The 23,863-nt window shown below is 69.4% G+C and carries 18 protein-coding genes and 3 pseudogenes; 12 read left to right on the top strand and 9 right to left on the bottom strand.

Features of this window, described 5'->3' with window-relative positions:
* Positions 1 to 191 precede the first annotated feature (191 nt).
* Positions 192 to 638, top strand: coding sequence for a hypothetical protein (locus AAHG03_RS22240; RefSeq protein ID WP_342153279.1), 447 nt, complete (start codon positions 192 to 194; stop codon positions 636 to 638).
* Positions 639 to 661: 23 nt separating this feature from the next.
* On the opposite strand, the gene AAHG03_RS22235 is transcribed toward AAHG03_RS22240, so the two are convergent.
* Positions 662 to 1,393 (bottom strand): Crp/Fnr family transcriptional regulator, encoded by a 732-nt coding sequence (locus AAHG03_RS22235; RefSeq protein ID WP_342153278.1) that lies wholly within the window; start codon positions 1,391 to 1,393, stop codon positions 662 to 664.
* A gap of 757 nt (positions 1,394 to 2,150) precedes the next feature.
* Between AAHG03_RS22235 and AAHG03_RS22230 the strand changes: the two genes are divergently transcribed.
* The 3 genes and pseudogenes from AAHG03_RS22230 (at position 2,151) to AAHG03_RS22220 (ending at position 5,650) form a co-directional block, all read left to right on the top strand.
* Positions 2,151 to 3,599 carry an IS1182 family transposase gene (locus AAHG03_RS22230; RefSeq protein ID WP_342153277.1) on the top strand — a complete coding sequence of 483 codons (1,449 nt, stop codon included), beginning with the start codon at positions 2,151 to 2,153 and terminating at the stop codon, positions 3,597 to 3,599.
* Positions 3,600 to 3,776: 177 nt separating this feature from the next.
* Positions 3,777 to 5,000, top strand: a pseudogene (locus AAHG03_RS22225) (flavin monoamine oxidase family protein).
* A 287-nt stretch (positions 5,001 to 5,287) separates the two neighbouring features.
* Positions 5,288 to 5,650, top strand: a complete 363-nt coding sequence (locus tag AAHG03_RS22220) for a hypothetical protein (protein ID WP_342153374.1) — start codon at positions 5,288 to 5,290, stop codon at positions 5,648 to 5,650.
* Here the strand turns inward: AAHG03_RS22220 and AAHG03_RS22215 are convergent.
* The 7 genes and pseudogenes from AAHG03_RS22215 to AAHG03_RS22185 form a co-directional block, all read right to left on the bottom strand.
* Positions 5,639 to 6,346 (bottom strand): helix-turn-helix transcriptional regulator, encoded by a 708-nt coding sequence (locus AAHG03_RS22215; RefSeq protein ID WP_342153276.1) that lies wholly within the window; start codon positions 6,344 to 6,346, stop codon positions 5,639 to 5,641. The two genes, AAHG03_RS22220 and AAHG03_RS22215, sit on opposite strands and share 12 nt — an antisense overlap.
* A gap of 25 nt (positions 6,347 to 6,371) precedes the next feature.
* Positions 6,372 to 6,788 (bottom strand): DUF1761 domain-containing protein, encoded by a 417-nt coding sequence (locus AAHG03_RS22210; protein WP_342153275.1) that lies wholly within the window; start codon positions 6,786 to 6,788, stop codon positions 6,372 to 6,374.
* 468 nt (positions 6,789 to 7,256) lie between these two features.
* On the bottom strand, positions 7,257 to 9,629 hold the full coding sequence (locus tag AAHG03_RS22205) for a PAS domain-containing protein (protein ID WP_342153273.1): 2,373 nt from the start codon (positions 9,627 to 9,629) through the stop codon (positions 7,257 to 7,259).
* Between the two features lie 202 nt (positions 9,630 to 9,831).
* A pseudogene (locus AAHG03_RS22200) lies at positions 9,832 to 13,066 on the bottom strand (PAS domain S-box protein).
* 217 nt (positions 13,067 to 13,283) lie between these two features.
* On the bottom strand, positions 13,284 to 15,980 hold the full coding sequence (locus AAHG03_RS22195) for a PAS domain-containing protein (protein ID WP_342153272.1): 2,697 nt from the start codon (positions 15,978 to 15,980) through the stop codon (positions 13,284 to 13,286).
* Positions 15,977 to 16,771 carry a Crp/Fnr family transcriptional regulator gene (locus AAHG03_RS22190; RefSeq protein WP_342153270.1) on the bottom strand — a complete coding sequence of 265 codons (795 nt, stop codon included), beginning with the start codon at positions 16,769 to 16,771 and terminating at the stop codon, positions 15,977 to 15,979. The genes AAHG03_RS22195 and AAHG03_RS22190 overlap by 4 nt, the downstream gene beginning before the upstream one ends.
* A 222-nt stretch (positions 16,772 to 16,993) precedes the next feature.
* Complete coding sequence (locus tag AAHG03_RS22185; RefSeq protein WP_342153269.1) at positions 16,994 to 17,464, bottom strand: MarR family winged helix-turn-helix transcriptional regulator; 471 nt, start codon at positions 17,462 to 17,464, stop codon at positions 16,994 to 16,996.
* Positions 17,465 to 17,591: 127 nt separating this feature from the next.
* On the opposite strand from AAHG03_RS22185, the gene AAHG03_RS22180 reads away from it, so the two are divergent.
* From AAHG03_RS22180 to AAHG03_RS22145, 8 genes are all read left to right on the top strand, one after another.
* On the top strand, positions 17,592 to 18,068 hold the full coding sequence (locus tag AAHG03_RS22180; RefSeq protein ID WP_342153268.1) for an SRPBCC family protein: 477 nt from the start codon (positions 17,592 to 17,594) through the stop codon (positions 18,066 to 18,068).
* 67 nt (positions 18,069 to 18,135) lie between these two features.
* Positions 18,136 to 18,633, top strand: coding sequence for a cupin domain-containing protein (locus AAHG03_RS22175; RefSeq protein ID WP_342153267.1), 498 nt, complete (start codon positions 18,136 to 18,138; stop codon positions 18,631 to 18,633).
* A 46-nt stretch (positions 18,634 to 18,679) separates the two neighbouring features.
* Complete coding sequence (locus tag AAHG03_RS22170; protein WP_342153266.1) at positions 18,680 to 19,078, top strand: MAPEG family protein; 399 nt, start codon at positions 18,680 to 18,682, stop codon at positions 19,076 to 19,078.
* Between the two features lie 155 nt (positions 19,079 to 19,233).
* Complete coding sequence (locus AAHG03_RS22165) at positions 19,234 to 20,112, top strand: STAS domain-containing protein (RefSeq protein ID WP_342153265.1); 879 nt, start codon at positions 19,234 to 19,236, stop codon at positions 20,110 to 20,112.
* 4 nt (positions 20,113 to 20,116) lie between these two features.
* A complete protein-coding gene (locus tag AAHG03_RS22160) occupies positions 20,117 to 20,518 on the top strand; it encodes an STAS domain-containing protein (protein ID WP_342153264.1) in 402 nt (133 codons plus the stop codon).
* Positions 20,502 to 20,903: an anti-sigma regulatory factor gene (locus AAHG03_RS22155; RefSeq protein WP_342153263.1), complete on the top strand. Its 402-nt coding sequence runs from the start codon at positions 20,502 to 20,504 to the stop codon at positions 20,901 to 20,903. The genes AAHG03_RS22160 and AAHG03_RS22155 overlap by 17 nt, the downstream gene beginning before the upstream one ends.
* A 2-nt stretch (positions 20,904 to 20,905) precedes the next feature.
* The gene (locus AAHG03_RS22150) at positions 20,906 to 21,901 is read left to right on the top strand and encodes an ATP-binding protein (protein WP_342153261.1); all 996 of its coding nucleotides are present in this window, start codon (positions 20,906 to 20,908) and stop codon (positions 21,899 to 21,901) included.
* The gene (locus tag AAHG03_RS22145) at positions 21,898 to 23,793 is read left to right on the top strand and encodes an ATP-binding protein (protein WP_342153259.1); all 1,896 of its coding nucleotides are present in this window, start codon (positions 21,898 to 21,900) and stop codon (positions 23,791 to 23,793) included. Before AAHG03_RS22150 ends, AAHG03_RS22145 begins: the two co-directional genes overlap by 4 nt.
* On the opposite strand, the pseudogene AAHG03_RS22140 reads toward AAHG03_RS22145, so the two are convergent.
* Positions 23,753 to 23,863 (bottom strand): annotated as a pseudogene (locus AAHG03_RS22140) (IS5/IS1182 family transposase); the annotation flags it as partial. The gene AAHG03_RS22145 and the pseudogene AAHG03_RS22140 sit on opposite strands and share 41 nt — an antisense overlap.

Here is a 23,863-nt window from a genome sequence, read left to right as displayed (position 1 = left end):
CCGAAAGCGTCGACCGCGAACTCGTCCGGCGAGGCGTAGGGCATCGGCCAGACCCGTACGGAGCTTCGGCCCCGCCCGCGTCGGTCGGGACCGGCATCCTGGTCGATTGCGATCTGCGGCCGTAGCCTCCGCGGGTGTGCGAGATGCTCCGGGCCCGGCCGCGGCCCGGGCGGATGCCGAGGAAGCCGATCATGCGCAGCACGTCCGCCCGCATCCTGAAGGGTCTGCACGACGGCTTCGTCCTGCAGGTCTTCGTGGGCCGGGGCAGTAGGGACCCGGACACCTATCGGTTTGTGACTTGGCAGGTCGACGAGGTCGAGGGCGAGGCCTTCCGCCGGACCGAGCGCGTGGCGGAGGGCCATCGCAGGGGATTCTCCCACGCGGCGGCGGATGACCTTGGCGTGGACTGCCTGATCGCATGGCTGCCGAACACCGACACGAACGCCTTGCACTCCCTGACGCCCGCCGGCCTCGCAGAGGCGCAGGCGCTCTACGGGCCCATCGTAGCCGAGGTCCTGGTGAAGCACGAGGCGGACGCCGAGTTGGTCTCCCCGATTCCCGATGGCGCCGCCGCCGTGCCGGCGGGAACGATGGACGTGCCGGACTTCACGGAAGACGACGCTGCCCCGTCGCTTTGAGGAAGCCCGCCCGCCATTTGGCGCTAAGGCGTCGGGTGGGCCACGGCCCGGTGCAAGTAGCCGGGGTCGAAGGCCGCGAGCTTCCGTAGCCCGGCCACGTCCAACACCTCGATGCGCCGGCCCTTGCCATCGATCAGCTTCCGTTTGCGCAGGCTGCGCAGCGAGCGGTTCACGTGCACGGTCGTCATCCCGGTCGCGTCGGCGAGGTCTACCTGGGTCAGGGGCAACTCGAAGCCGCCGTCCGTCGCGCGGCCCGCCGCCGCCAGCCGGACGAGGAGCTCGCACAGCAAGTGCGCCAGTCGCTCCTCGCACGAGCGGCGCCCCACGCTCGCCAGCCACTGCCGCGCGGTCGCCGCCTCCACCAGCGCGGCAAGCCGCAGCCCGCGGGCGATGCCGGGCCGGTGGTCCAGCAGGTCGCGCACCGTCCCGGTCGGGATCAGCACGATCCCCGATTGCGCCAGGGTGCCGATGGCATGATCCATGGCGTCGAGGAGCGCCACGTCGATGTCGCAGAAGTCTCCCGGAAGGAGGTAGGCGAGCACTTGGCGGTTGCCGTTCGGCAGGAGCTTGTAGCGGCAGGCGAGGCCGTCCATGACGAGATAGACACCCCGCGGCGCATCGCCTTCACGGATCAGGTCCGTCCGTGCGGGGACCGCCATGGGGTTGGCCGTGACCCGTTCGAGTAGGTGCCGGTCGTCGTCCGTGAGGGGCGCGAAGCTCGCGAGCTTGCGGACCAGGGGGTTGTCGTCGGTCATAGACGGGCGCCTGTCGGACGGCGGGCCCGATCTGGGTAACGTAGGTCGCGGCGGCCCGGCGTGCAGTGCCGGTCCGGGGCGTCTCGTTGGCTCTCATCAGTCTTCAATGCCCGGGGACGTGCGACCTCCGCCGACTTGCGCATCGTGGTCTGCCCTCCCGCGCACGGACGAAGGATGGTCGACGCACGTCAAAGCAGAGTTTCCTGGGGTTTGCCCTCCCGCGTGAGGGAGAGGGTTCGTAGATGCCAGGGTGAATGTTGTCGAAGTGGGTTTGCCCTCACGCGCACGAGAGGAGGACTTCATGCGAAGCATTGCCACCGTTCGGCATGACCGCGGAAGCCACAACGGCCTTGGGGCGGGGGTAGCGAGGCCGACGATTTCAAAGAACGTCTGCTGGCATCGGAGTCAATTTGGCGCGGCCTGTCGACGGCGGCCAGCGCCCACGGTTAACGGACCGCGGGTGCCCACCCGGCAAAGCGGCAGCCGACGTGTCCCCACGGACAAATGCCGCGATCTGTCACCTCGGCATCTCTCTGGTTGATCTCAGCCGCGAGCCAACTCGCAACCGTTCCCACACGCGAAGTGCCCACGCATGATAATGAGCCCCGACATGCTGATGTCGTGACCAACCCGGGGAGGTCCGCTTCTCCACTCGAAGCAGATACCTCATCCGGCCAGCAGCTAGGTCTGCAAAGGGTCCAGGCTGTGTGAAAACGCCCTGATCTGGTAGAGTAATTTCCGATCCGGGGAGGTCGGGATGAAGCGCTTCATCGCAGGCGAAGATCGTCAGCAGATCACGCTCCTTCCCGACTGCCTGGACGACTACATCACCGCCGACAATCCGGTTCGCCTCGTCGAAGTGTTCGTTGATGAACTCGATCTGGTCGCGCTCGGCTTTGCGGGTGCGGTGCCGGAGGCGACGGGCCGCCCCGCCTACCATCCGGCGACCCTGCTCAAAATCTATCTCTACGGCTACCTCAACCGCGTCCCGTCGAGCCGTCGCCTCGAACGCGAGAGCCAACGCAATATCGAGCTGATCTGGCTGACCGGCCGGCTGATGCCCGACTTCAAGACGCTGGCCGACTTCCGCAGGGACAACGGCCCGGCCATCCAGGCCGCCTGCGCGCAGTTCGTGGTGCTGTGCCGCCGGCTGAACCTGTTTAGCAAGGCTGTGGTCGCGATCGACGGCAGCAAGTTCAAGGCGGTCAACAACCGCGACAAGAACTTCACCGCCGCCAAGGTCGAAGCCCGGCTGGCGCAGGTCGAGGCGAGCATCGGCCGGTATCTCGCGGCGCTGGATCGGGCCGACCGCGAGCCGAGCGACATCGCCGAGGCGCGCACAGTGCGGCTCAACGAGAAGATCGCGGGCCTACGCGAGCAGATGCAGGTCCTCCAGGCGATGGGTCGGCAGGTCGAGGCCGCCCCCGACGGCCAGGTCTCGCTGACCGATCCCGACGCGCGCTCCATGGCGACCAGCGGCAAGGGCACCGGCCTAGTCGGCTACAACGTCCAGGCCGCGGTCGATGCCGAGCATCACCTGATCGTGGCCCACGCGGTGACCAACGTCGGCAGCGACCGGGCGCAGCTCGCGCCGATGGGGCTCTTGGCGCAGGCGGCGACGGGATGCACCACGCTCACGGTGCTGGCCGACCGGGGCTACCTCAGCGGGGAGCAAGTGCTGGCCTGCGAAGGCACCGGCGTGCTGCCCTGTGTGCCCAAGACCCTGACCTCGGGCCACGCCAAGCGCGGCCTCTTCACGGGACAGGACTTCGTCTACGACGCCGAACAGGACCACTACACCTGTCCCGCCGGCCAGCACCTGACCAAGGGGGCCGCCCGGTCCGATCGTCGGACCGAGGACGACGCGATGGATCACTACCGCAACCTAACGGCTTGCCTCGGCTGCGCGCTCAAGCCCCGCTGCACGCCGACGGACACGCGCCGGGTCAAGCGCTGGGTGCACGAGGGCGTGCTCGACGCGATGCAGGCGCGGCTCGACCGGATGCCGGATGCGATGAAGATCCGTCGCCAGACCGTGGAGCACCCGTTCGGCACGCTGAAGGCCTGGATGGGTGCAACCCACTTCCTGACCCGGACCTTGGCGAAGGTCAGAACCGAGATGAGCTTGCAGGTTCTGGCCTACAACATGAAGCGGATGATCCAGATCTTCGGGGTCGGTCCGCTGCTGGCGACCATCCGGGCCTGAGGCTCGCCAGTTCAATCTCCCCCGCGGCTCCATGCGGACGACTCAAGCCTGAACGGTTGGCGTTCTCACACGGCCTCGGTCAGGAGTTCGCCCTCCACTTGTTCGGCTGTGCGCCATCAGCGGACCTCCGGCGGAAACCTCTGAAATGACCGCTTGAAGCCCGGCAGCTGCCGTTGAGTGGACAACGCGTTCGACATCATCAGTCGTAGGGGGAGGCGCAGCCGGCATCAGCGCCGCGCGGCGGCTTGCGGCCTATGGCTCGTCAGCCTTGCTGCTGGAGGCGCCTTCGCGTCTGGGAGGCCGCGCGTACACGCAGTACCTTTCAGGGTACCCGCTCGACCTGGGGTGCGAGCGGCTCCACTCCGGCGACCGCAACGCATGGGTCGGCATCGCCGATGCATCGGGCTTCCCGGTTGACCGTGGCGAGCCGCCATCGGCGAAGGCGCATCCCGGAATCGTCCAAGGCGAGGGCGCCCAGGAAATGGCGCGCAGGGCGTTCGGCGACTGGGAGGAGCGGTTACGCGGGGTCGCGCCGGGTAGCGACCGGGGCAGTGACGCACTTGAGGCCGGCGGCACCTGGAACGCCTACGTGCGGGCAATCGCCGGCTTCATGAGCGGCGTCGCACCCGAAGATATCTCCGCGACCGACTACCTCGCCTACGACGATGCCTCAACGGGCAATAACTGGCACCTGCCGCTCGGCTACGGCACGCTGGTCGCCGCCAGCCTGCCGTCCTCCACGGCGCTGCGGCTCGCCACCCCCGCCGAGCGGATCGACCTGACGGCGGACGGGGTCGCGGGCGTCACGATCCTCACAGTCTCGACCGCGGTCCTGGCCGGCGACGCGATGCGCCTTCCCTCCGGTGTCGACCCATGGCGCCAAGCCGCCGCCGCCCTGCCGCTCGGCCGCAACGAGAAGGTCTTCCTGGAGATCGAGCGCAACAGCGCGTTCGGGCCGGACACCCATGCCTACGGGAACCTGCGCGACCCGAGGTCCGCAGCCTACTCGATCCGCCCCAATGGCTGGCCGGTGATCGAGGCGTTCCTCGGGGGCGACGGTGCCCGGATCGTGGAGGATGACGGCCCAGCCGCAGGATCCGCCTTCGTCTCGGCCGAATTGGCGTCCCTGTTCGGCAGCGACGTGGCCTCTATTATCCGACCGCTCGCGGCAACTTCCTGGAGCCGGATGCCGTCCATCGGCGGGGCCTACAGTTGCGCCTTGCCGGGCCGATCCCAAGCCCGGGCACGGTTGGCCCAGCCCTTCGAGGACCGGCTTTCTTCGCGGGCGAGGCGACGCACCCCTTCGACTTCACCACCGCCCACGGGGCCCACGACAGCGGACGGAGGGCCGCCGACGAGGCTGTAGCGGCGCTCGGGGACAGGCACGGTCTCAAGCGGTGAGCCCCTCTCGCCACCACTGGAACGAAAGCGGCCCGTTAAGGGTCACGTTTCAGGCTTCACAGCAAATCGACCGGCGACGCAGGAGCGGCCCTCCAGCCGGCGCGGCCGGAACACCGACGGGTGCCTTCGCCTTGCCCTAGGCGGGGCATGTCCCGCACGGAAGGGCATCCGCGATGCAAGGCTATGCAACTTCGTTCGGTCTCGGCTTCGTGGCTGGGATGCGCAACATGACGGCGTGCGCTGCCTTGGCCAGGGCCGCCTAGGAAGGCCGGACACGTGGGAATTTCATCCCTGGCGGCCCCGGTGCCCGCACCCTCGCGACGGCGGCGGTTGCCGCCGAGATGGCGGGGGACAAGTTGCCGTTCGCCCCCGACCGCCGCATCCCGCCGTCCTTCGCGTTCCGGCTCGCGGTCGGCGCGGTCGGCGGATGGGCGTTGGCCGGTCGCCGCGCGTCGCCCGAGACCGGTGCGTTGGCAGGCATGGCTGGCGCAATCGCCGGCACGCTCCTCGGCCGGGCCGCCCGAGGTCCCGATTCCCGCACCACCCCAGGGCGCGCCAAGGGCCTCGTCGAGGATGCGGCCGCCGTTGGCCTCGCCGTCCTGGTCGTCTCCTTGGCCCAGCGTCATCCCAGGCCGCTCTCAGGCGGTTGACGGGGCCCGGGCCAGCTTTTCGCGCCTCGTCGCCAACCAGCGGCGACGCAGCGCGACGGAACGCTCGGGGTAACGCGCGTCGAGGAAGGCAATCGCCGTCATCCGGTCCGTGCGGAACACCCGGAAGTCCCCTCGCAACTCGCACCACGCCATGACGACGCGGACGGTCGCGACGTAGCCGACCATGAACGGGCGGACGATGCGCTGGCTCACCGACCCGGTCTCGTCCACGTATCCGATGTCGAGCTTGCGTCCCTCGCGGCACCACGTCCTCAGGCGCGCGACGTCGACGTGGTCGTCGTCGCGACGACGTGGCGGCGGTGTACCAACCGCGGGATCGTCGATGACCGGCCGCAGGTCCTCGGGGACAATCGCCGCGATTTTGGCGAGGACGCCGAGCGCGGCCTTCGCCAGCCCTTCATCGGCATGGGCGACCACCCACTGCGCGCCGAGCGCGACCGCCTCGACCTCGTCCGTGGTCAACATGAGCGGCGGCAGGTCGAAGCCGCGTTCCAGGACATAGCCGACGCCCGCCTCGCCCCTGATCGGCACGCGCTGGGCGACCAGGGCATCGATGTCGCGGTAGATCGTGCGCTTGCTCGTCTCCAGTTCGGCGGCGATCCGGTCGGCCGTCAGCGGGCCGGATGCGCGGCGCAGGACCTGGATGATCTCGAAGAGGCGGTCGGCGCGGCGCATGGCCCGTATCCGATGATGGGCGACCCTACGACATCGCCAAGAGGATCGCGCACGACATCAGGCTGCCGATGACGAAGAAGGGGGCGTTAAGGGCGGTGTACGCGAAGGGTCGCGGGAAGAGCGGGTTGATGGCGATGTTGAGGGTCATCGGGACAAGGTAGCCGATGCCGACGAGGGCACCGAGGACGAGCGCATCGCCGTATGTCGTGATGCCGAGCGCGCGCAGCAGGATGGCACTGGCGGCGACGGTGACCGCGGTGCACAGAAACGGGCCGATCAGGGACAGGGGGCCGGGCTTTTCCTGCGGCCGGTCGGCGATGCCGAGCACGACCGGGTAGTGCTTGCCGACCAGTCCCACGAACCAGGCCGCGCCCAGGATGAAGTGGGCGACGCTGGCGACCGCGACGGCGAGCCAGTTCACGTGGGAGAGAGCTTCGTTCATGGGTCCCGCTTCCTTGCACCGGCCGTTGCTGAGGTCCCTTCGATAGCGGAGCGCTGTTGCCACCGTGCTGTCAGCAGTGTCGGCCCACCGGATCGTTACCCGAGACCGTATGTTGCCCGACAGACGGTCCGACGCGACGTAGGCGACCGGCCAACGTGTACCGGGACCGGCCCCGGTCCGGACTCGCGTTCAATCCGGACGATCCGGGCGATGGTCGGAACCGACGGATGGCACCAATGCCCTGGGTCCGCGCGCGTTCGGAGAGAACCTTGCAAACGGAAGCCAAGGTCAGGTTTGGCTCGTCAGGACGTCAGCGCCGTTCGGATGACGCCGTCGTGCGCGTCGCCCGACGGCGCACCCTCGTGGCGCCGACCGTTCACGAACAGCGTCGACGTCGCGTGCACGCCGAGGCCGGCATGCGCTCCTCGATGGCCGTGAGGCGGGCGGGTGAGATGAGGTCGGCCGCGCTCACGCACCGAGCGCACCCTTGCGCCGTCGCCAGGTCGCCGCCTTTCGCAGCATGCGCGACAGTTGCTCGACCGAGTACGGCTTGTGCAGGAGTTCGAAGCCGTAGGTGCCGTTCCTGGCCAGCACGTGGCTGTATCCGGAGGTCAGAACCACCGGCAGGTCGTGGTACAGCCGGCGGATCTCGTGGGCGAGCTCGATCCCGTCCATCCCGGGCATGACCACGTCGGAGAACACCACGTCGAAGCGGTGCGCGTCCCGCCCGAGCTCGGCCAGCGCCTCGGCGGCGTTGCCGGCCCAGACCGTGCCGTAGCCGAGCTCGGTCAGGGACCGGGTCGTGAAGGTCCCGACGTCGACGTTGTCCTCGACCACCAGCACGCACATTCCGTGGCCGTCCACGAGGGCCTCCGGCTCGGCGGTCACGGCGGCGTCGGGCATGGGATCGGCCACCCGCGGCAGGTACAGCGTGAACGTCGTGCCGTGGCCGGGCACGCTCTCCACCGCGACGTCGCCGCCGGACTGCTTGGCGAAGCCGAACACCTGGGACAGGCCGAGCCCCGTCCCGTGCCCGACCCCCTTGGTCGTGAAGAACGGCTCGAAGATGCGCCCCATGTCGTCGTCCGCGATGCCGGCGCCGGTGTCGGCTATGCTCACGGCGACGTAGGGGCCGGACGCGGAGGCGTGCCCGCGGATGCCCGGAAGTCCCTCGACCTCGCGCATCGCGATCACGAGGCGACCCTCGCCGCCCATCGCGTCGCGGGCGTTCACGACCATGTTGACGACCGCCGTGTCGAACTGGCTCGGGTCGGCGTCGACGAAGCACGCCGTCCCCGCGACCTGGACGTCGACGGCGATGCGCGAGCCGGTCAGGGTGCCCACCATGTCGCCGACCGCGGCGAGGCTGCGCCCGACCTCGAAGACCTCCGGCTTGAGCGCCTGCCGGCGGGCGAAGGCGAGGAGCTGCGCCGTGAGCTTGGCGGCGCGGTCGACCGTCTCGGAGATCGCGCCGACGTAGCGGAGCCGGCGCTCGTCGGGGAGCTCGGGTCTCTTGAGCAGGTCGGTCGACGACTTGATGACGGTGAGCAGGTTGTTGAAGTCGTGCGCGACGCCCCCGGTCAACTGACCGATGGCCTCCATCTTCTGGGCTTGGCGCAGCGACTCCTCGGCGACCTTGAGGGCCTCCACCCGCTCGCGCTCGACCGTGAAGTCGCGACCGACGGCGTTGACGACGCCGGCATCGGGGCGCGTCGACCAGGAGATCCAGCGGTAGTGCCCGTCCTTGTGCCGGTAGCGGTTGTCGAAGCGGGCGTAGGCGTGTCCCTCCGAGGACGTGCGCGCGCCCTCGATGGTGCGGGCCATGTCGTCGGGGTGGATCAGGTCGAAGAGGTTCGTGCCGACCAACTCCCCTTCGGTCCAGCCAAGGACGGTCTCCCAGGCCGGGTTCACGGCGATGATCGCCCCGTCGAAGCCGCAGCGGAGCATGATGTCCGAGGAGAGTTGCCACAGGGCGTTCCGGTCCAGGGTGCGCTCGGCCACGCGCCGTTCCAGGTCGTCGTTCGCCTCCCGCAGGCGGACCTCGGCCTGCTTGGCGTCGGTGACGTCGAGGACGAACACGTAGAAGCCGTCGACCATGCCGTCGGCGCCGCGCCGCGGCAGGTAGCGGATGTCGGCCACGCGCGGGCGCCCGTCCCGATGCGGCCAGTCGAGCTCGATCCGGGCCGGCTCGCCGCCGAGGACCGCGGCGAACGCGGGCTGCCGGGCGGCGAAGCCCGCCGCGTCGACCATCTCGCGGACGTTCCGTCCGACCACGTCCGCCGGCGTCGTTCCGAACCAATCCTCGTAGGCCCGGTTGGCGAAACGGTAGACCAGGTCGCGGTCGATGAACGCGATCAGCACCGGCAGGGCGTCGGTGACGAGCAGGAGTTCCGCCTCCCGCGCGCGCAGGGCGCGCTCCGAGAGGACGCGCTGCGTCGTCTCGGTCACCACGCACAACATGCCCGCGACCTCGTCGTCGGCCCCGTGGACCGGGAAATACGAGAACGACCACCAAGTCTCCTCGGGCACGCCGCGCCGCGCCATGGTCAGCGGCAGGTCCTCGAACCGGCTCGCGGTCCCCGAGAGCGCCCTCTCCACCACGGGCCGGACCTGTTCCCAGGCATCGGACCAGAGCTCCGGCAGCGAGGCCCCGAGTGCGCCGTCGAGCCGCGGCCCGAGGATGGGCCGGTAGGCATCGTTGAAGAAGAACGTCAGGTCCGGTCCCCAGGCCAGGAACATGCACTCGGGCGAGGCCAGCATCAGCCGGAGCGCGGCCTTCAGGTCGTGCGGCCAGCGTCGGGGCGGGCCGAGTGGGCAACCGACCCAGTCATGGGAACGCATGAGGGCGCCCATCTCCCCGCCGCCTTGCGGAAAGCCTTTTTCTCCGGACGCGAATTCAGCCGCCATATGCCGTCCCAGACCACCCTCGGAACCGACGGCGGAACGACAACGGCGAAGCCTGACCTATGTTGCGCCGTCGCTTCAAGGTGCGTCCTGGAATTTGCGGGGACGAGGAATCGTCAGGGACGGGTCGCGGGCCGGGTCAGCCCTGGCCCTCGATGATGCCGCGGATGCGGGCCGCGAGCGCCTCCAGGGCGAAGGGCTTGGTCATCACCTGGGTGCCGTGGGCGAGGTGCCCATGGTTGAGAACGGCGTTCTCGGCGTAGCCGGTGATGTAGAGGACCTTCAGGTCCGGGCGGTGCTGACGGGCCGCGTCCGCCATCTGGCGCCCGTTCAACCCGTCGGGCAGGCCGACGTCGGTGACGAGCAGGTCGATGCGCACGTCCGATTGCAGCACCTTCAGGCCCGAGGCGCCGTCGCCCGCCTCGATGGCCGCGTAGCCGAGGTCCTCCAGCACCTCGGTGACCAGCATGCGTACGGTCGGCTCGTCGTCGACCACCAGCACGGTCTCGCCGGCCTTGGCGCGGGCCGCCTCGGCGAGATCGGCCCCGGTCTCGGCGGCCTCGGCGTCCCCAAGGTGCCGGGGCAGGTAGACGCAGACCATCGTGCCCTGGCCGACCTCGGAGTAGATCCGGACCTGGCCGCCCGACTGCTTGGCGAAGCCGTAGATCATCGACAGGCCGAGACCCGTACCCTCCCCGATGGGCTTGGTGGTGAAGAACGGGTCGAACGCCTTGGCGACGACGTCGGCGGTCATGCCCGTGCCGTTGTCCGAGACGCAGAGCGACACGTACTGCCCCGGGGAGAGGTCGCGCTCGCGGGCGCCGCGCTCGTCGAGCCAGCGGTTGCCGGTCTCGACCGTGATGCGGCCGCCGTCCGGCATGGCGTCGCGGGCGTTGATGCACAGGTTGAGCAGCGCGTTCTACAACTGGCTCGGATCGACCAGCGTCGGCCACAGGCCACCCGCGCCGACGAATTCCACCGGGATCGCGGGGCCGACGGTGCGGCGCACGAGATCGAGCATGCCCTCGGCGAGGCGGTTCACGTCGGTGGGCTTGGGGTCGAGGGTCTGGCGGCGGGAGAAGGCGAGCAGGCGGTGCGTCAGCGCGGCGGCGCGCTTGGCCGCCCCCTGGGCCGCGCCGATGTAGCGCTCGATGTCGGCCATCCGGCCCTGGAGCATGCGGGTCTGCATCAGCTCCAACGAGCCGACGATTCCGGCCAGCATGTTGTTGAAGTCATGGGCCAGGCCTCCGGTCAATTGCCCGACCGCCTCCATCTTCTGGGACTGGCGCAGCGCCTCCTCGGCCGCCATCAGGTCGTTCGTCCGTGACGCGACCCGCTCCTCCAGGGTCGCGTTCAGGGTCGAGAGTTCCTCGGCCTGGCGTCGGCGCTCGTCGATGTCGGTGTTGGTTCCGACCCAGCGCAGGATGGCGCCCTCCGCGTCCCGGACCGGCTCGGCCCGGACCAGGAACCACCGGTAGGCGCCATCGGCTCGCCGGATGCGGAACTCGGTCGCGTAGACCTCGCCGCTCGCCAGGGATCGCGCCCACGCCTCGCCGGCTGCGGCGAGATCGTCCGGATGCAGCACCTTCGACCACTCGACGACGCCGTCGAGGTCTCCGGGCGCGGCGCCGCTGTAGGCGTAGACCTGCTGGTTGAACCAATAGAGGTGTCCGTCCGGACGGCTCGCCCAGACGTGGTTCGGCACCGCCTGGGCGAAGGCACGGAATTGTTCCTCGCTCGCCCGCAACCCTTCCTCGGCCAGCCGGCGGTCGTGGATGTCCTCGACCACCCCGTACCAGGCCACGATGCCGCCGCCCGGGTCGCGGCGAGGCCAGGCCCTTGCCCGCATCCAGCGGTAAGTCCCGCTCGCCGCGACGTCGATGCGGTAGTCTACGTCGACCGGCTCCCCCGAGGCGAGGCAAGCCGAGAACACCGCGACGGTATGCGGGACGTCGTCCGGATGCAGGGCCTTCATCCAGCCGGCGCCGTCCGGCTCACCGGGCGCCTGTCCCGTCAATTCGAGCCAGCGGGTCGAGTACGACGTGATGTTGCCTTGCGGGTCGGCGGTCCACGGAACCTGGGGGTTCAACTCGACAGTGTGCCGGAAGTGGTCCTCGCTCTCTTGCAGCGCCTCCTGGGCGGCGCGCTGATCGGTGACATCGCGTGATGCGCCGGAAAACCGGACGGGCCGCGCTTCCTCGTCGAACTCGACCTCGCCCTTGCGCGCGATCCAGCGCACCGCACCGTCGTCGGCGCGACGGATGCGATAGGCGACGTCGCGCGGGGGGGGCGCCGGCCGAGCGGGTCTCCGCCGTGGACACGAGATGGGCATCCTCCGGGACGACCAAGCCCTCGAAGGCGGTCGACGGATAGCTCTCGCGTTCGGGAAGGCCGTAGAGGCGGCAGAACTCGGGCGTGGGCTCCAGCACGTTGTCGGAGAGGCGCACGGTGAACAGCCCGACGCCGCCGGCCTCCTGGGCACGGCGCAGACGCGCCTCGGCGTCGGCCAGCGCCTTGCCGGCGAGGTGCTCGGCCGTCCTGTCACGGGCGATCTTGGTGAACCCGAAATGCCCGCCGACCTCGTCGAGCAACGGCATCATCTCGCCCGATGCCCAGAACCGGCTGCCGTCCTTGCGGACGTGCCAGCGCTCGTCCGAGGCGCGGCCCTCCTCCCGGGCCAGGCGCATTTCCAGTTCGGCGCAGCCTTCCGCGCGATCCTCCGGCGTGAAGAAGCGGTCGGCGGGTCGTCCGCGCATCTCCTCGGCCGTCCACCCGAAGACCCGCTCGGCGCCGGAGTTCCAGTCCGTGACCAGGCCATCGCGGTCGGTGACGACGATGGCGAAGTCCACGGCGCTGTCGAAGACCGCCCGCTGACGCCGTTCGTTGGCGGCGAGCTGCCGCCCGGCGTCCCGGTACCGCGTGACGTCGACCTGGCTTCCGAAGTGGTAGAGCACGTGCCCGTCCCGATCCAGGATCGGGCTGATGAAGAGCTCGTTGAGGAAGGGCGTCCCGTCGCGCTTGTAGTTCACGATGTCGATGGCGGTGTCGCGCTTGGCCGCCAACGCATCCCGGATGTCCTGGATTTGCCCGGGGTCCGTGCCGGGTCCCTGCAGGAAGCGGCAATTGCGGCCGAGCAATTCGTCGGAGTCGTAGCCGGACAATTCCTGAAAGGCCCGGTTGGCGAAGACGATGGGATCGTCCGGGAGGTTCGGGTCGGTCAGGATCATCGGCAGGCGCGTCTTCTCGACCGCCGCGAACAGCTCGTCCCGCTTGGCCGGCGTCGAGAACAGCTTTCGGCCGAATGCCTCCCCTGGGGCATCCGGGTGCGGTGACCGCAGGCGCAGCACCTCCGCCTCAAGTTCCTCGCGCGACATCGCGCCGACGTCCGATGTGCCCAATGTCAGTGGCTCTCTATTGGCCGGGGTCTCCCCTCGATGCCGAGCGTGCGGTAGCCAAGCCTTTGGCACATGGCCTGTTCCGATCCGGCGGTCCCGCAGCCGTCCGCAAGCGGAGCGCGTCGCACCCCACGGATCAAGGGTTGAGACCGACGGACGAAACGCATCCGGATATTGGCGAAGGCTGCCCGTCCCATCAGGCGGTGGACTGGAATTCGGAAAGACGGGATTCGACCACGCACCGCAGGCCTAGCGGCGCGTAGTCCATGGACAGCGTGCCGCCGACCTGGGCCGTGAGGCCCCGCTCGATCAATCGGGAGCCGAACCCCTTACGGGACGGCGCCGTCACCCGAGGGCCGCCGACCTCCGTCCAGGCGATGCGGAGGCGCGGACCGTCACGGGCGTCAATCACGGTCGCGGTTACGGTGACGCGCCCTTCGGGCACCGAGAGGGCTCCGTACTTCACGGCGTTGGTCGTGAGTTCGTGCAGCGTCAACGCCAGGGCCAGCGCGGGCTTCGGCCCGATCTCGACGTCGGGACCCTCGTAGGCCACGCGTCCCCCGGCCTCCTGGACGCCGACGCCCTGGCGGACCACGGCCTCCAGCATGGCGCCGTCGGCCGCGCCGCCGAGCAGGATGTCGTGCGCCGTTCCAAGGGCGATCAGCCGACCCGCCAGCACCTCGCGCGCGGCCTCGACGTCGGTCGCGCCGCGAAGGGTCGAGGAGGCGATGGCCTGCACCATGGCGAGCAGGTTCTTCATCCGGTGGGAGAGCTCGTTGTTGAGCAGGTCTTGCAGGGCCTCGGCCCGCTTGCGGTCGGCGATGTCCCGCGAGACCGTCGCGAATCCCGAGAACGCGCCGTCAGGCGACCTCAGGGAAAACTGGTTGTAGTGGACCGGCACCGGCTCGCCGGTGGTGAAGTTGCGGAAGCGGTAGTCGCCGACCCAGCTCCGGCCCTCCATGATGGTCGGTACGATCTCGGCCTCGACGTGGGGGAGATCCTCCGGGAAGAAGAAGTCGCGGACCTTCGCGGCCTGCACCGCCCCGTCGGTCAGGCCGACGAGGGTCCGGCCGGCCGGGTTCACGTACTCGACGCGCCCCCCCTCGTCGGCGATGCCGATGAAGTCGCCCGACTGCTCGACGATGGTGGCGAGACGTGTCGCCTGCGCCTCCGCGCGGAGCCGGTCCTCGACGTCGACGAGCACGGTGACCGCCGCCAGGGTCACCCCCGCCTCGTCGCGGACGGGGGCGCTCGAAACCGACAGGCGCCGGACCTCGCCGGTCCGGGCGTTGCGGTAGCGCATCGGCTCCTCTCGCACCGTCTCGCCATTCCGCAGGGCTCGCATCGTCGGGTAATCGGCTGGGACGTAGGGGCGGCCGTCGGGGTGGAGCGCACCGTACCCGGCGTAGCGGTCTTCGCCCGGCACGCCGACCCCGTGCCCGAGCATCCGCTCGGCCTGGGCGTTGATCATCGTCGTCCAGTTCGACGAGGCGTCCGCGATGGAGATGCCGACCGGGGCCTGTTGGAAGATCGCCCGCAGCATGGCCCGCTCCATCCCGAGCAGGCGCTGGCTGTCGCGCAGCGCCGCCTCGGCCGCGCGCACCGCGGACAGGTCGAGCATCGCCCCGATCATGCGGCAGGCACGCCCCTCCGCGTCGCGTATGAGGTAGCCGCGGTCGAGCACGGGGGCGTAGGAACCGTCGGCGCGCAGGAACCGATACTCGTCCGTCCAGGCCGTGCCGGCCCCGTCGATGACCGCGTGGATCGAGGCGTCGATGCGCGGGCGGTCGTCCGGGTGGATGTGCGCGATCCACCAGTCGCCGGTCGGCTCCACAGCGGCTGGGGCGTGGCCGTAGGCCCCCTCCAGCGCCTCGTTCCAGAGGACGTGGTTGGTCGCGAGATCCCAGTCCCAGATCGCGTCGGTCGTGGCGCGGGCCGCGAGGCGATAGCGCTCCTCGGTCTCGGAGAGGGACGCAAGGGCGGCCCTGCGGCGGGTTACGTCCCTGACGGTGCCGATGAAGCGGATGGTTCGTCCGGCCTCGGCGAAGCCCTGACCGCGGGCGGCGAGCCACCGCTCCTCGCCGGTGTCGGCGGCCAGCACCCGGTACTCGATGTCGAACTGGAGCGGCCCCTCCGGGTCGAGGGCGGCCTGCACGGCGGCGTCGGTCCGCTCGCGGTCGTCCGGGTGCAGGTTTGCCAGGAACGACGTCTCGTAGGAGACGACGCCGCGCTCCGGGACGCCGAACAGCGCCCGCACGCGCTGGTCCCAGCGCAGGTCGCCCGTCGTGACGTCGAGGTCCCAGACGCCGATGCCGGCCGCCGCCGTGGCCAGTCGCATCTGCTCCTCGGCCCTGCCCTTGGCGGCGAGCGCCTGGCCGCGATTGTCGACCGCCCGGTGAAGCTCCAGCTGCACCATGACCTGCCGAGCCAGGGCGCGGAGCGCGTCGGCCTGTTCCGGCGCCAGGCCCTCGGCCCGGGCCTCGTGGTCGATCACGCACAGGGTCCCGAGGGCAATGCCCTCGGGTGTGTGCAGGGGCGCGCCGGCGTAGAAGCGCAGGTACGGCTCCCCGGTCACCAGGGTGTTCGTGGCGGTGCGGGGGTCGAGCGTCAGGTCGGGGATCACCAGCAGGTCGTCGAGGCCGAGCGCGTGGGAGCAGACGGATTGGGACAGCGGCGTCTCGCACGCGTCGAACCCGACCCGCGCCTTGAACCATTGCCGGTCGCGGGCGACGAAGCTGACGAGCGCGACCGGGGTCCGGCACAGTTGGCAGGCGAGCGAGACGATATCGTCGAAGCCGCGCTCGGCCGGGGTGTCGAGGATGTCGTAGCCGTCGAGGGCCGAGAGGCGTTCCGGGTCGTGGACCGAACCCAGGGCGGTGGGCGAGGCGGTCATTCCCCGGCCTCCAGTTTCTCGACGGCGGGACCGGCATCGACGGCGACGATCTTTCCGCCTTTCCCGTAGACGGCGCCCAACACCTCGCCGAAGTGCCGCCGGACGTTGGCGTGGCACTCGCAGGATGCGCGCTCGGCCTTCGCGCGGTCGACCAGGCCGAGTTGCCCGCGTCCGATCCGGATCAGGCCGTCGCGCTGCATCCGCCCGAGCACCTCGGTCAGGTAGGGGCGCTTCACGCCGAGCATCTCGGCCAGGACCTCGTGGGTGACCGGCAGGTCGGGGGTGCCGAGCCGGTCCTGCAGGGTGAGCAGCCAGCGAAGGGTACGCTGCTCCAGGGAGTGGACCGCGTTGCAGGCGACGGACTGCAGGAGTTGCGACAGCAGGCAGTCCGAGTAGCGCACGAACAGGTCGCGGATCGCGTGCGATGACCGCTTGGCCTGCTGCAGCCTCTCGGCCTCGATGCGCAGGACCGTCCCCTCGACCTGGACGACGGCCTGGGAGAATGCCGGCAGGTAGCCCTGGCTGACGACGCCACCGATGGCGCCCTCGCGCCCGACCGTGGCTGTCTCGACGGTCCTGCCGTCATGCAGCGGCACCAGCAGGGTCACGATGGTGCGGTTCATCGGGAAGGTGACGTGCGAGACGTCCTCGCCGGCCTGGAACAGGACGTCGCCGCGGGCGACCTCGCAGGGTTCGAGCGCGCGCGAAAGCAGGCTGCGGTCGCGCGCGTCCAACGCCTTAAGCAGGAGGTTGCCCTCGAAGACGGACGGGGAGCTGTCGAAGGCCTTCACGGGAAACCCTGCACGGGGACGTCGATGTCAGATAGGGGACAATCCGGCCGGTGTCAGTCAGGTGTCTGACAATGCCTGGTAACATTTCGTACAGGCTGGCCGCCTTGGTCACGCCCTGCTCCGGGTGTCCGTGATACCTCGGTCGCATTGGCGCTTCCTCCTGTTCGCCCCTGGCGTGGGCCCGTTCCGCGCACCGTCATTGCGGCGCGCGGCGAACCCCTTTTAGGCGGGCTCGTCGCTTGGCACCGCCCTCGTGGCGGCGATGCGGTCGGTGAGATCCTCCAGTTCTTGACGCAGGTCGGCGAGGTCACGGTCGCCGAGGCCGGTGCGGCAGACGACGGCCTGCTGCGCCGTCGCGACCTTGTCCTCCAATTGCCGCCCGATCTCGGTCAGGGAGACAAGGACGACGCGGCGGTCCGAGGCACGCGCCCGCGCCACGAAGCCCGCCGCCTCCAAACGGTCGACGAGGGGCGTGATCGCGCTCGGCGCCTGCTGCAGCCGCGATGCCAGGTCGTGCACCGCCATCCCCCCGTCCTGCCAGAGTGCCAGCATGACGAGGTACTGCGGGTAGGTCAGGCCGAGTTCGCCGAGCAGCGGCCGGTAGGCGCGCACCACCGCGTTTGTCGCGGCGTAGAGGGCGAAGCAGAGCTGGTCGTCAAGCTTCAGCCTCGGCTGTTTCGACGTCGTCGCCATTGACCTATGTTTCCTTCAGACGCTAACCATTCACGCGTGAACGGTGGTGTCAACTCTTCGACGCTCATCCCCCCGTCCGCGCCATGCGAGACCTGACGCAAGGGTCCGCGATAGGAGAGGAAACACGATGCCCAAGACAATCCTGCTTGCCACGGCTGCGCTCGCCGCCCTGGCCGCCACGCCCGCCCTTGCCCTCGACGTCACCAAGACGGCGACCGTCGCCGCCCCGCCTGCCAAGGTCTGGCAGACCATCGGCGCGTTCTGCGGCATCGGCGATTGGCATCCGGCCGTCGAGAAATGCGTGCTGTCCGAGAAGGGGGGCAAGAAGATCCGCACCCTCAGCCTGAAGGGCGGCGGCACCATCGTCGAGGAGGAGGTGTCCCGCGACGACAAGGCGATGGCCTACACCTACGCGATCCTGGAGAGCCCGCTTCCGGTCGAGGGCTACAAGTCGACCCTCAGCGTCGCGCCGGACGGCTCGGGCTCCAAGCTGACCTGGATGGGTAACTTCAAGGCGAAGGGCGCACCCGACGCCAAGGCCGAGGAAGTGGTCGGCGGCATCTACGATGGCGGCCTGAAGGGCATCGGCGACAAGGCCAAGTAGCATCGCATCCGCTGCCCGCGGCGGTGCCAGCCCTCGCGGGCAGAACGATACCAGGGAAGGATCGACCATGAGCCATCATAAGCGTGCCGGTGCCCTCGGCGTCGCAGCCCTGCTCGCCGGCATCGGCATGGCGCTGGCGGAAGGCAGGCACGACGCGCTCGGGATGGTATCCATCGAGGACGGCGCCGGCGTCGTCTACGGAGCCGGACCGGCCAACCTCCCCAAGGGCACCCAATTGAGCAAGCTGGCGGGGGACCCGGCCAAGCCCGGGCCGTTCGTGCTCCGCATCAAGTTCCCGGCCAATACGGTCATCGCGCCGCACACCCACTCCCTGCCCGAGACGCTCACCATCCTGTCCGGCTCGATCCATCACCAGCACGGCGAGACCCTCGACAAGGCGAGCGGCAAGCTCCTGAGGGCCGGCGGCTTCGTCTACCTGCCCCAGGACATGCCGCATTCGCTCTGGACCACGGAAGAACTCGTGGAACTCCAGGTGAATGGCTCGGGCCCCTTCGGCCTGAACTACGTCAACCCGGCCGACGACCCGAGCCGCAAGGCGGATTGAATCCGTCGTCGGACACGATTGACCCAGCCTTCGCTCAGGAAGCCCGATGAGCTATCCCGCCCTGACCGCCTTTTATGCTGCTGTATTCGCGCTGATCTATGTCGGCCTGTCCGGCTGGGTCGTGGCGGGGCGTCTCTCCGCGGATACGCTGCACGGCGATGGCGGGAACGAGGGCCTGGAGAAGCGCATCCGCACCCAGGGCAACTTCGGCGAATACGTACCGCTCGCCCTCCTGGTCATCGCGTTCCTCGAAGCCGGTGGCGGGGGGCCGACGCTGGTTCGCTGGTTGCTGATCGTCCTGCTCGCCGCGCGGGTCCTGCATCCCTTCGGTATGTTCGCCCCCAAGAACTCGCCGGTGCAGTTCGCTTGCCGCGGCGGCGGCATCTTCGCAACCTTCGGCGTCATCGCCGTCGCCGCCATCGCCCTTCTTCTCCGGGTTGGATGACGACCCCCGGAATCGGCGCAGAGCGTCGTTGCAGGCGGGTTCAGGGGCTGGAGGCCAGGGACAACTCGTTTTCAGGCGATCTTCGACATCGGCGTTGCCTTAAGAACGTATTCAGGCCCGGGTAGACGGATGAACGTGATGACAGGAACGACGCGATGACCATGGACGGTGCCGAGGTCCTTCTCAGGACCGTCACGGAGGATGCGACCGCGATCCTCGACGAATGGATCGCGGCCTTGCGGCAAAGCGGGACCCTGCAGAGCGGCCGCATCCGCGAGGCCGAGCTCCGGACGCAGGCCGAGGCGGTCTTCACTCAATTCCGCGAGGCGCTGTCGTCGGATGGCCTCGACACCACCGCGAAGGGCTTCGCTCCCGTGCTGGATACGCTCGGCGATGCCTCGCGCTCCCGGGCGCTCCAGGGTTTCACCCCGACCGACACCGCGAACTTCGTACTGGCGCTGAAGGAGCCGATCTTCGCGGCGTTGCGACGGACCTGCGGATTGGACGCGTCGGGCCTGGCCGCCGGCGTCAGCGCCACCGGGGCGGTTCTCGACCGCCTCTCGCTCCATACCATGGAAGTGTACATGGCGAGCCGCGAGGCGGTGATCGGACGCCAGGGCCAGGAAATCACCGAACTCTCGACGCCCGTGGTCCGGCTCTGGGACGGCATCCTGGCGCTGCCGCTCATCGGAACCCTCGACAGCGCCCGCACCGGCGTCGTCATGGAGACGCTGCTCCAGGCCATCGTGGAGGAGGAAGCGGAGATCGCCATCATCGACATCACCGGGGTGCCGACCGTGGACACCCTGGTGGCGCAGCATCTCCTGAAGACCGTGGCCGCGGCCCGCCTGATGGGGGCCGACTGCATCGTCTCCGGCATCCGTCCGCAGATCGCACAGACCATGGTGCATCTGGGCGTGGAGCTCAACGTGGTCTCGAAGGCGACGATGGCCGATGCCTTCGCCGTCGCGCTGAGGCGGACCGGCCGCAAGGTCGTTCGCCGGCAGGCCGCCCCGGACGGGGAGCGCCGCTGAGATCATGGACCGCATCCCGATCCTCAAGCTGGGTGGCGTGCTCATCGTCACCATCCAGGTCGACATGCACGACCGCCTCGCCCTCGCCCTGGAGGAGGACCTCACGGCGATGGTCGTGCGCACCGGCGCGCGCGGTGTGCTCCTGGAAATCTCCGCGCTGGAGATCGTCGATTCCTTCATCGGCCGCATGCTGGTGAGCATCGCCGCCGTCTCGCGCGTCCTCGATGCCGAGACGGTCGTGGCCGGGATGCGCCCGGCCGTCGCCATCACGCTGGTCGAACTCGGCTTGGAACTGACCGGCATCCGGACCGCGCTCAACGTCGAACGGGGCATGGCCATTCTCCAGGCGCGCCTTTCCGAGGACGACGAGGATCACGGGAGCGCCCGTGATGACGACGAGGACTGAGACCCAGCCGATCCGTTCGGGCGACGACGTGGTTCGGGTGCGCCAGCGGGTGCGCGCGCTCGCCGTCGAGGTCGGCTTCGGCCTCGTCGACCAGACCAAGATCGTCACCGCGGCGAGCGAACTCGCGCGCAACACCCTCGACTATGGCGGGGGCGGCGACATGCGCGTGGAGATCGTCCAGGCCGGGATGCGCAAGGGCTTGCGGTTGACCTTCGAGGACCAGGGGCCAGGCATCGCCGACATCGAGCAGGCGCTAACCGACCACTACACCACCGGCGGAGGTCTCGGGCTTGGATTGGGTGGGGCCAGGCGCCTTTCGAACGAGTTCCACATCGAATCGACGCCTGGCGCGGGTACGCGCGTGACCATCGCGCGCTGGAAATGACGATGGATCGGGTTGCCGTCACGGAAGCGAGCCAGGTGGCCGAAGCACGGCGGAAGGCGGTCGCCATCGCCCTTGCCAACGGCTTCGACGAAACTTCGGCGGGGCGAGTCGCCATTGTCGCCACCGAACTCGCCACCAACATCGTCAAGTACGGCACGCCCGGCGAGATCCTCATCGGGACCTATGACGATGCGACCGGGATTGGCGTGGAGATCCTGGCTTTGGACAGGGGGCCCGGCCTGTCGGATCTCGGCTCGGCGTTGCGCGACGGCCATTCGACAGGTGGTAGCGCCGGATCCGGCCTCGGGGCCGTGCGACGGCTCTCCGGCACCTTCGACATCGCGTCCCGACTGGAACTGGGCACCGCCGTGCTGGCGCGCCTCTCGGGCGCCCGGTCGACCAAAGCACCAATCGAGGCGACCTTCGGGGCGGTGTCGGTGCCGCTCAGGGGCGAGACCGCCAACGGGGACGCCCTTGCCGTCCGTGAACGCGCCGACGGCTGGACCGTCATCGTCTGCGACGGACTCGGCCACGGCCCGGAGGCCGCCAAGGCATCGGACGAGGCCATAGGATTGTTCCGGCGGCACTGGGACGAGCCGCCCGCCGCGATCCTATCCGTCATCCATGCCGGCTTGGGTCATACGCGCGGTGGTGCGGTGTCGGTCGCACGCTACGCGCGGGGCACGGGCAATCTCGTCTTTTCCGGCATCGGCAACGTGGGCGGGGCGGTCCTTTCGGGTGGCTCGGCCAAGCGTACGGTCAGCCTCGCCGGTACGGCCGGTCATGCTGCTCGACGCATCCAGGAGTTCGAATACCCCATGCGACCGGAAGACCTGTTCGTCCTGTGCTCCGACGGCATCGGTACGGGGTGGTCCCTCGACGATCATCCCGGCATCGCCGGCGCCCATCCGACGCTGGTCGCCGGCGTGATCTATCGCGACTTCGCGCGGGCCCGCGATGACGCCACCGTCCTCGTCGTGCGTGGGGATGCGGCATGAGGTGGCCGCTGCTGACCAGCGTCGTCGAGCACGAGGACGACATCCTCATGGTGCGTCAGCGCGTCCGTAGCCTGGCCGAGCGCCTCGGCTTCGCGCTCCAGGACCAGACGCGGATCGCCACCGCGGTATCGGAGATCGCGCGCAACGCCTACAGCTATGCCGGTGGCGGCCGCGTCGAGTATGGGCTCGACGACGCGGACGAGGGCCAGTCCCTGGTGATCCGTCTCAGCGACCAGGGTCCCGGCATCGCCGAGCTCGATGCGATCCTGGAGGGGCGCTACCGCTCGACGACCGGTCTCGGTATCGGCATCACCGGCTCCCGCCGCCTGATGGACCGCTTCGAGGTCGAGACCGCACCCGGCCGCGGTACGAGCGTGACGTTCGCCAAGAGGTTGCCCGCCGGCACGGAGACCTTCACCGGACCGCGGCTCGCGACCCTGGCGGAGGCCGTCGCCCGCGCCAGGACCGACGAACCGCTGGTGGCCCTGCGCGAGCAGAACCGCGAGCTCATGCGCAGCCTGGCCGAACTCGCCGAACGCCGGGACGAGGCCGAACGGCTCAATCGCGAGCTCGCGGAGACGAACAGGGGCGTCGTGGCGCTCTACGCCGAACTGGAGGATCGAGCCGCACGATTGCGCGAGGCCGGAGCCTCGTTGGAAGGCCAGGTCGCCGCCCGTACCGCGGAACTCGCGCAAGCCAACGCCCGCCTGCTCGCCGAGGCGGTGGAGCGGGAGCGCATGGAGCAGGACCTCCGCCAGTCGCAGAAGCTTGAGGCGGTCGGGCAACTCACCGGGGGCGTGGCGCATGACTTCAACAACCTGCTGACCATCATCCGCTCGTCCGTGGACTTCCTGCGGCGCCCGGACCTCCCGGAGGACAGGCGCAAGCGGTACATGGATGCGGTCTCCGACACGGTCGACCGGGCGGCCAAGCTCACGGGGCAGCTCCTCGCCTTCGCCCGCCGGCAGGCCCTGAAGCCGGAGGTGTTCGACGTCGGCGAGCGCCTGCGTGCCGTGGCCGATATGCTCGACACCGTCACCGGCGCCCGCATCCGGGTAAGCGTGGAAGCAGGCGAGGAACCGGCCCTAGTCCGTGCCGACCTCAACCAGTTCGAGACTGCGCTCGTGAACATGGCGGTGAACGCCAGGGATGCCATGGACGGGACCGGGGCGCTGACGATGAGCGTCCGGGCCGGACAGGCCATGCCGTCGATACGCGGGCAAGCCGGCGCGCGGGGACCGTTCGCGGCCGTATCGCTCACCGACACCGGCTCGGGCATCGACGAGGATGTCCTCCTGCGCATCTTCGAGCCGTTCTTCACGACGAAGGAAGTCGGCCGCGGCACCGGTCTGGGCCTGTCCCAGGTGTTCGGCTTCGCCAAGCAGTCGGGCGGGGACATCGAGGTCACGAGCGAGGTCGGGACCGGTACCACCTTCACCCTCTACCTACCCGAGGTCATCGACGCTGCCGTCGCGACGGCGGCCACCGAAGCGGAGGCGGATTTGGCGCCTAACGGGCACGGGCAGCGCATCCTCGTGGTCGAGGACAACCTGGATGTCGGACGCTTCTGCACCCAGATCCTCGAAGACCTGGGCTACGCCCCGGAATGGGTCGTGAACGCCGAGGAGGCGCTCGAACGTCTCGGATCGACCGGCGGCGAGTTCCGGGCGGTCTTCTCCGACGTCGTGATGCCGGGCATGGGGGGCATCGAACTCGCCAAGGCGCTGCGCATCCGACTGCCCGACATGCCCGTCGTGCTCGCGTCGGGTTACAGCCACGTTCTCGCCTCAGAGGAAGGTCACGGATTCGAGCTTCTCAACAAGCCTTACTCCGCCGCTCTAGGTCGCGGACTCATAAAATCCGAAGCCAGATGCGGACGGCGGCGAGCTTGACGCTGGCAAGGAAGTTTTCCGGGTCCTTGTCGTATCGGGTCGCGACCGCACGGAAGTGCTTAATTTTGCT

The organism is Methylorubrum subtropicum, assembly GCF_038442325.1.
Lineage (GTDB): Bacteria > Pseudomonadota > Alphaproteobacteria > Rhizobiales > Beijerinckiaceae > Methylobacterium > Methylobacterium subtropicum.
Note: the sequence above shows the minus strand (reverse complement) of the source record. Positions and strands in the feature narration are given on the sequence as shown.

Coding starts and splice junctions, on each gene's coding strand:
- AAHG03_RS22170 (WP_342153266.1), top strand. CDS start 18,680: ATGAGCTATCCCGCCCTGACCGCCTTTTATGCTGCTGTATTCGCGCTG.
- AAHG03_RS22195 (WP_342153272.1), bottom strand. CDS start 15,980: ATGACCGCCTCGCCCACCGCCCTGGGTTCGGTCCACGACCCGGAACGC.
- AAHG03_RS22155 (WP_342153263.1), top strand. CDS start 20,502: ATGACGACGAGGACTGAGACCCAGCCGATCCGTTCGGGCGACGACGTG.
- AAHG03_RS22210 (WP_342153275.1), bottom strand. CDS start 6,788: ATGAACGAAGCTCTCTCCCACGTGAACTGGCTCGCCGTCGCGGTCGCC.
- AAHG03_RS22165 (WP_342153265.1), top strand. CDS start 19,234: ATGACCATGGACGGTGCCGAGGTCCTTCTCAGGACCGTCACGGAGGAT.
- AAHG03_RS22160 (WP_342153264.1), top strand. CDS start 20,117: ATGGACCGCATCCCGATCCTCAAGCTGGGTGGCGTGCTCATCGTCACC.
- AAHG03_RS22150 (WP_342153261.1), top strand. CDS start 20,906: ATGGATCGGGTTGCCGTCACGGAAGCGAGCCAGGTGGCCGAAGCACGG.
- AAHG03_RS22235 (WP_342153278.1), bottom strand. CDS start 1,393: ATGACCGACGACAACCCCCTGGTCCGCAAGCTCGCGAGCTTCGCGCCC.
- AAHG03_RS22215 (WP_342153276.1), bottom strand. CDS start 6,346: ATGCGCCGCGCCGACCGCCTCTTCGAGATCATCCAGGTCCTGCGCCGC.
- AAHG03_RS22145 (WP_342153259.1), top strand. CDS start 21,898: ATGAGGTGGCCGCTGCTGACCAGCGTCGTCGAGCACGAGGACGACATC.
- AAHG03_RS22240 (WP_342153279.1), top strand. CDS start 192: ATGCGCAGCACGTCCGCCCGCATCCTGAAGGGTCTGCACGACGGCTTC.
- AAHG03_RS22185 (WP_342153269.1), bottom strand. CDS start 17,464: ATGGCGACGACGTCGAAACAGCCGAGGCTGAAGCTTGACGACCAGCTC.
- AAHG03_RS22180 (WP_342153268.1), top strand. CDS start 17,592: ATGCCCAAGACAATCCTGCTTGCCACGGCTGCGCTCGCCGCCCTGGCC.
- AAHG03_RS22175 (WP_342153267.1), top strand. CDS start 18,136: ATGAGCCATCATAAGCGTGCCGGTGCCCTCGGCGTCGCAGCCCTGCTC.
- AAHG03_RS22230 (WP_342153277.1), top strand. CDS start 2,151: ATGAAGCGCTTCATCGCAGGCGAAGATCGTCAGCAGATCACGCTCCTT.
- AAHG03_RS22205 (WP_342153273.1), bottom strand. CDS start 9,629: ATGCGTTCCCATGACTGGGTCGGTTGCCCACTCGGCCCGCCCCGACGC.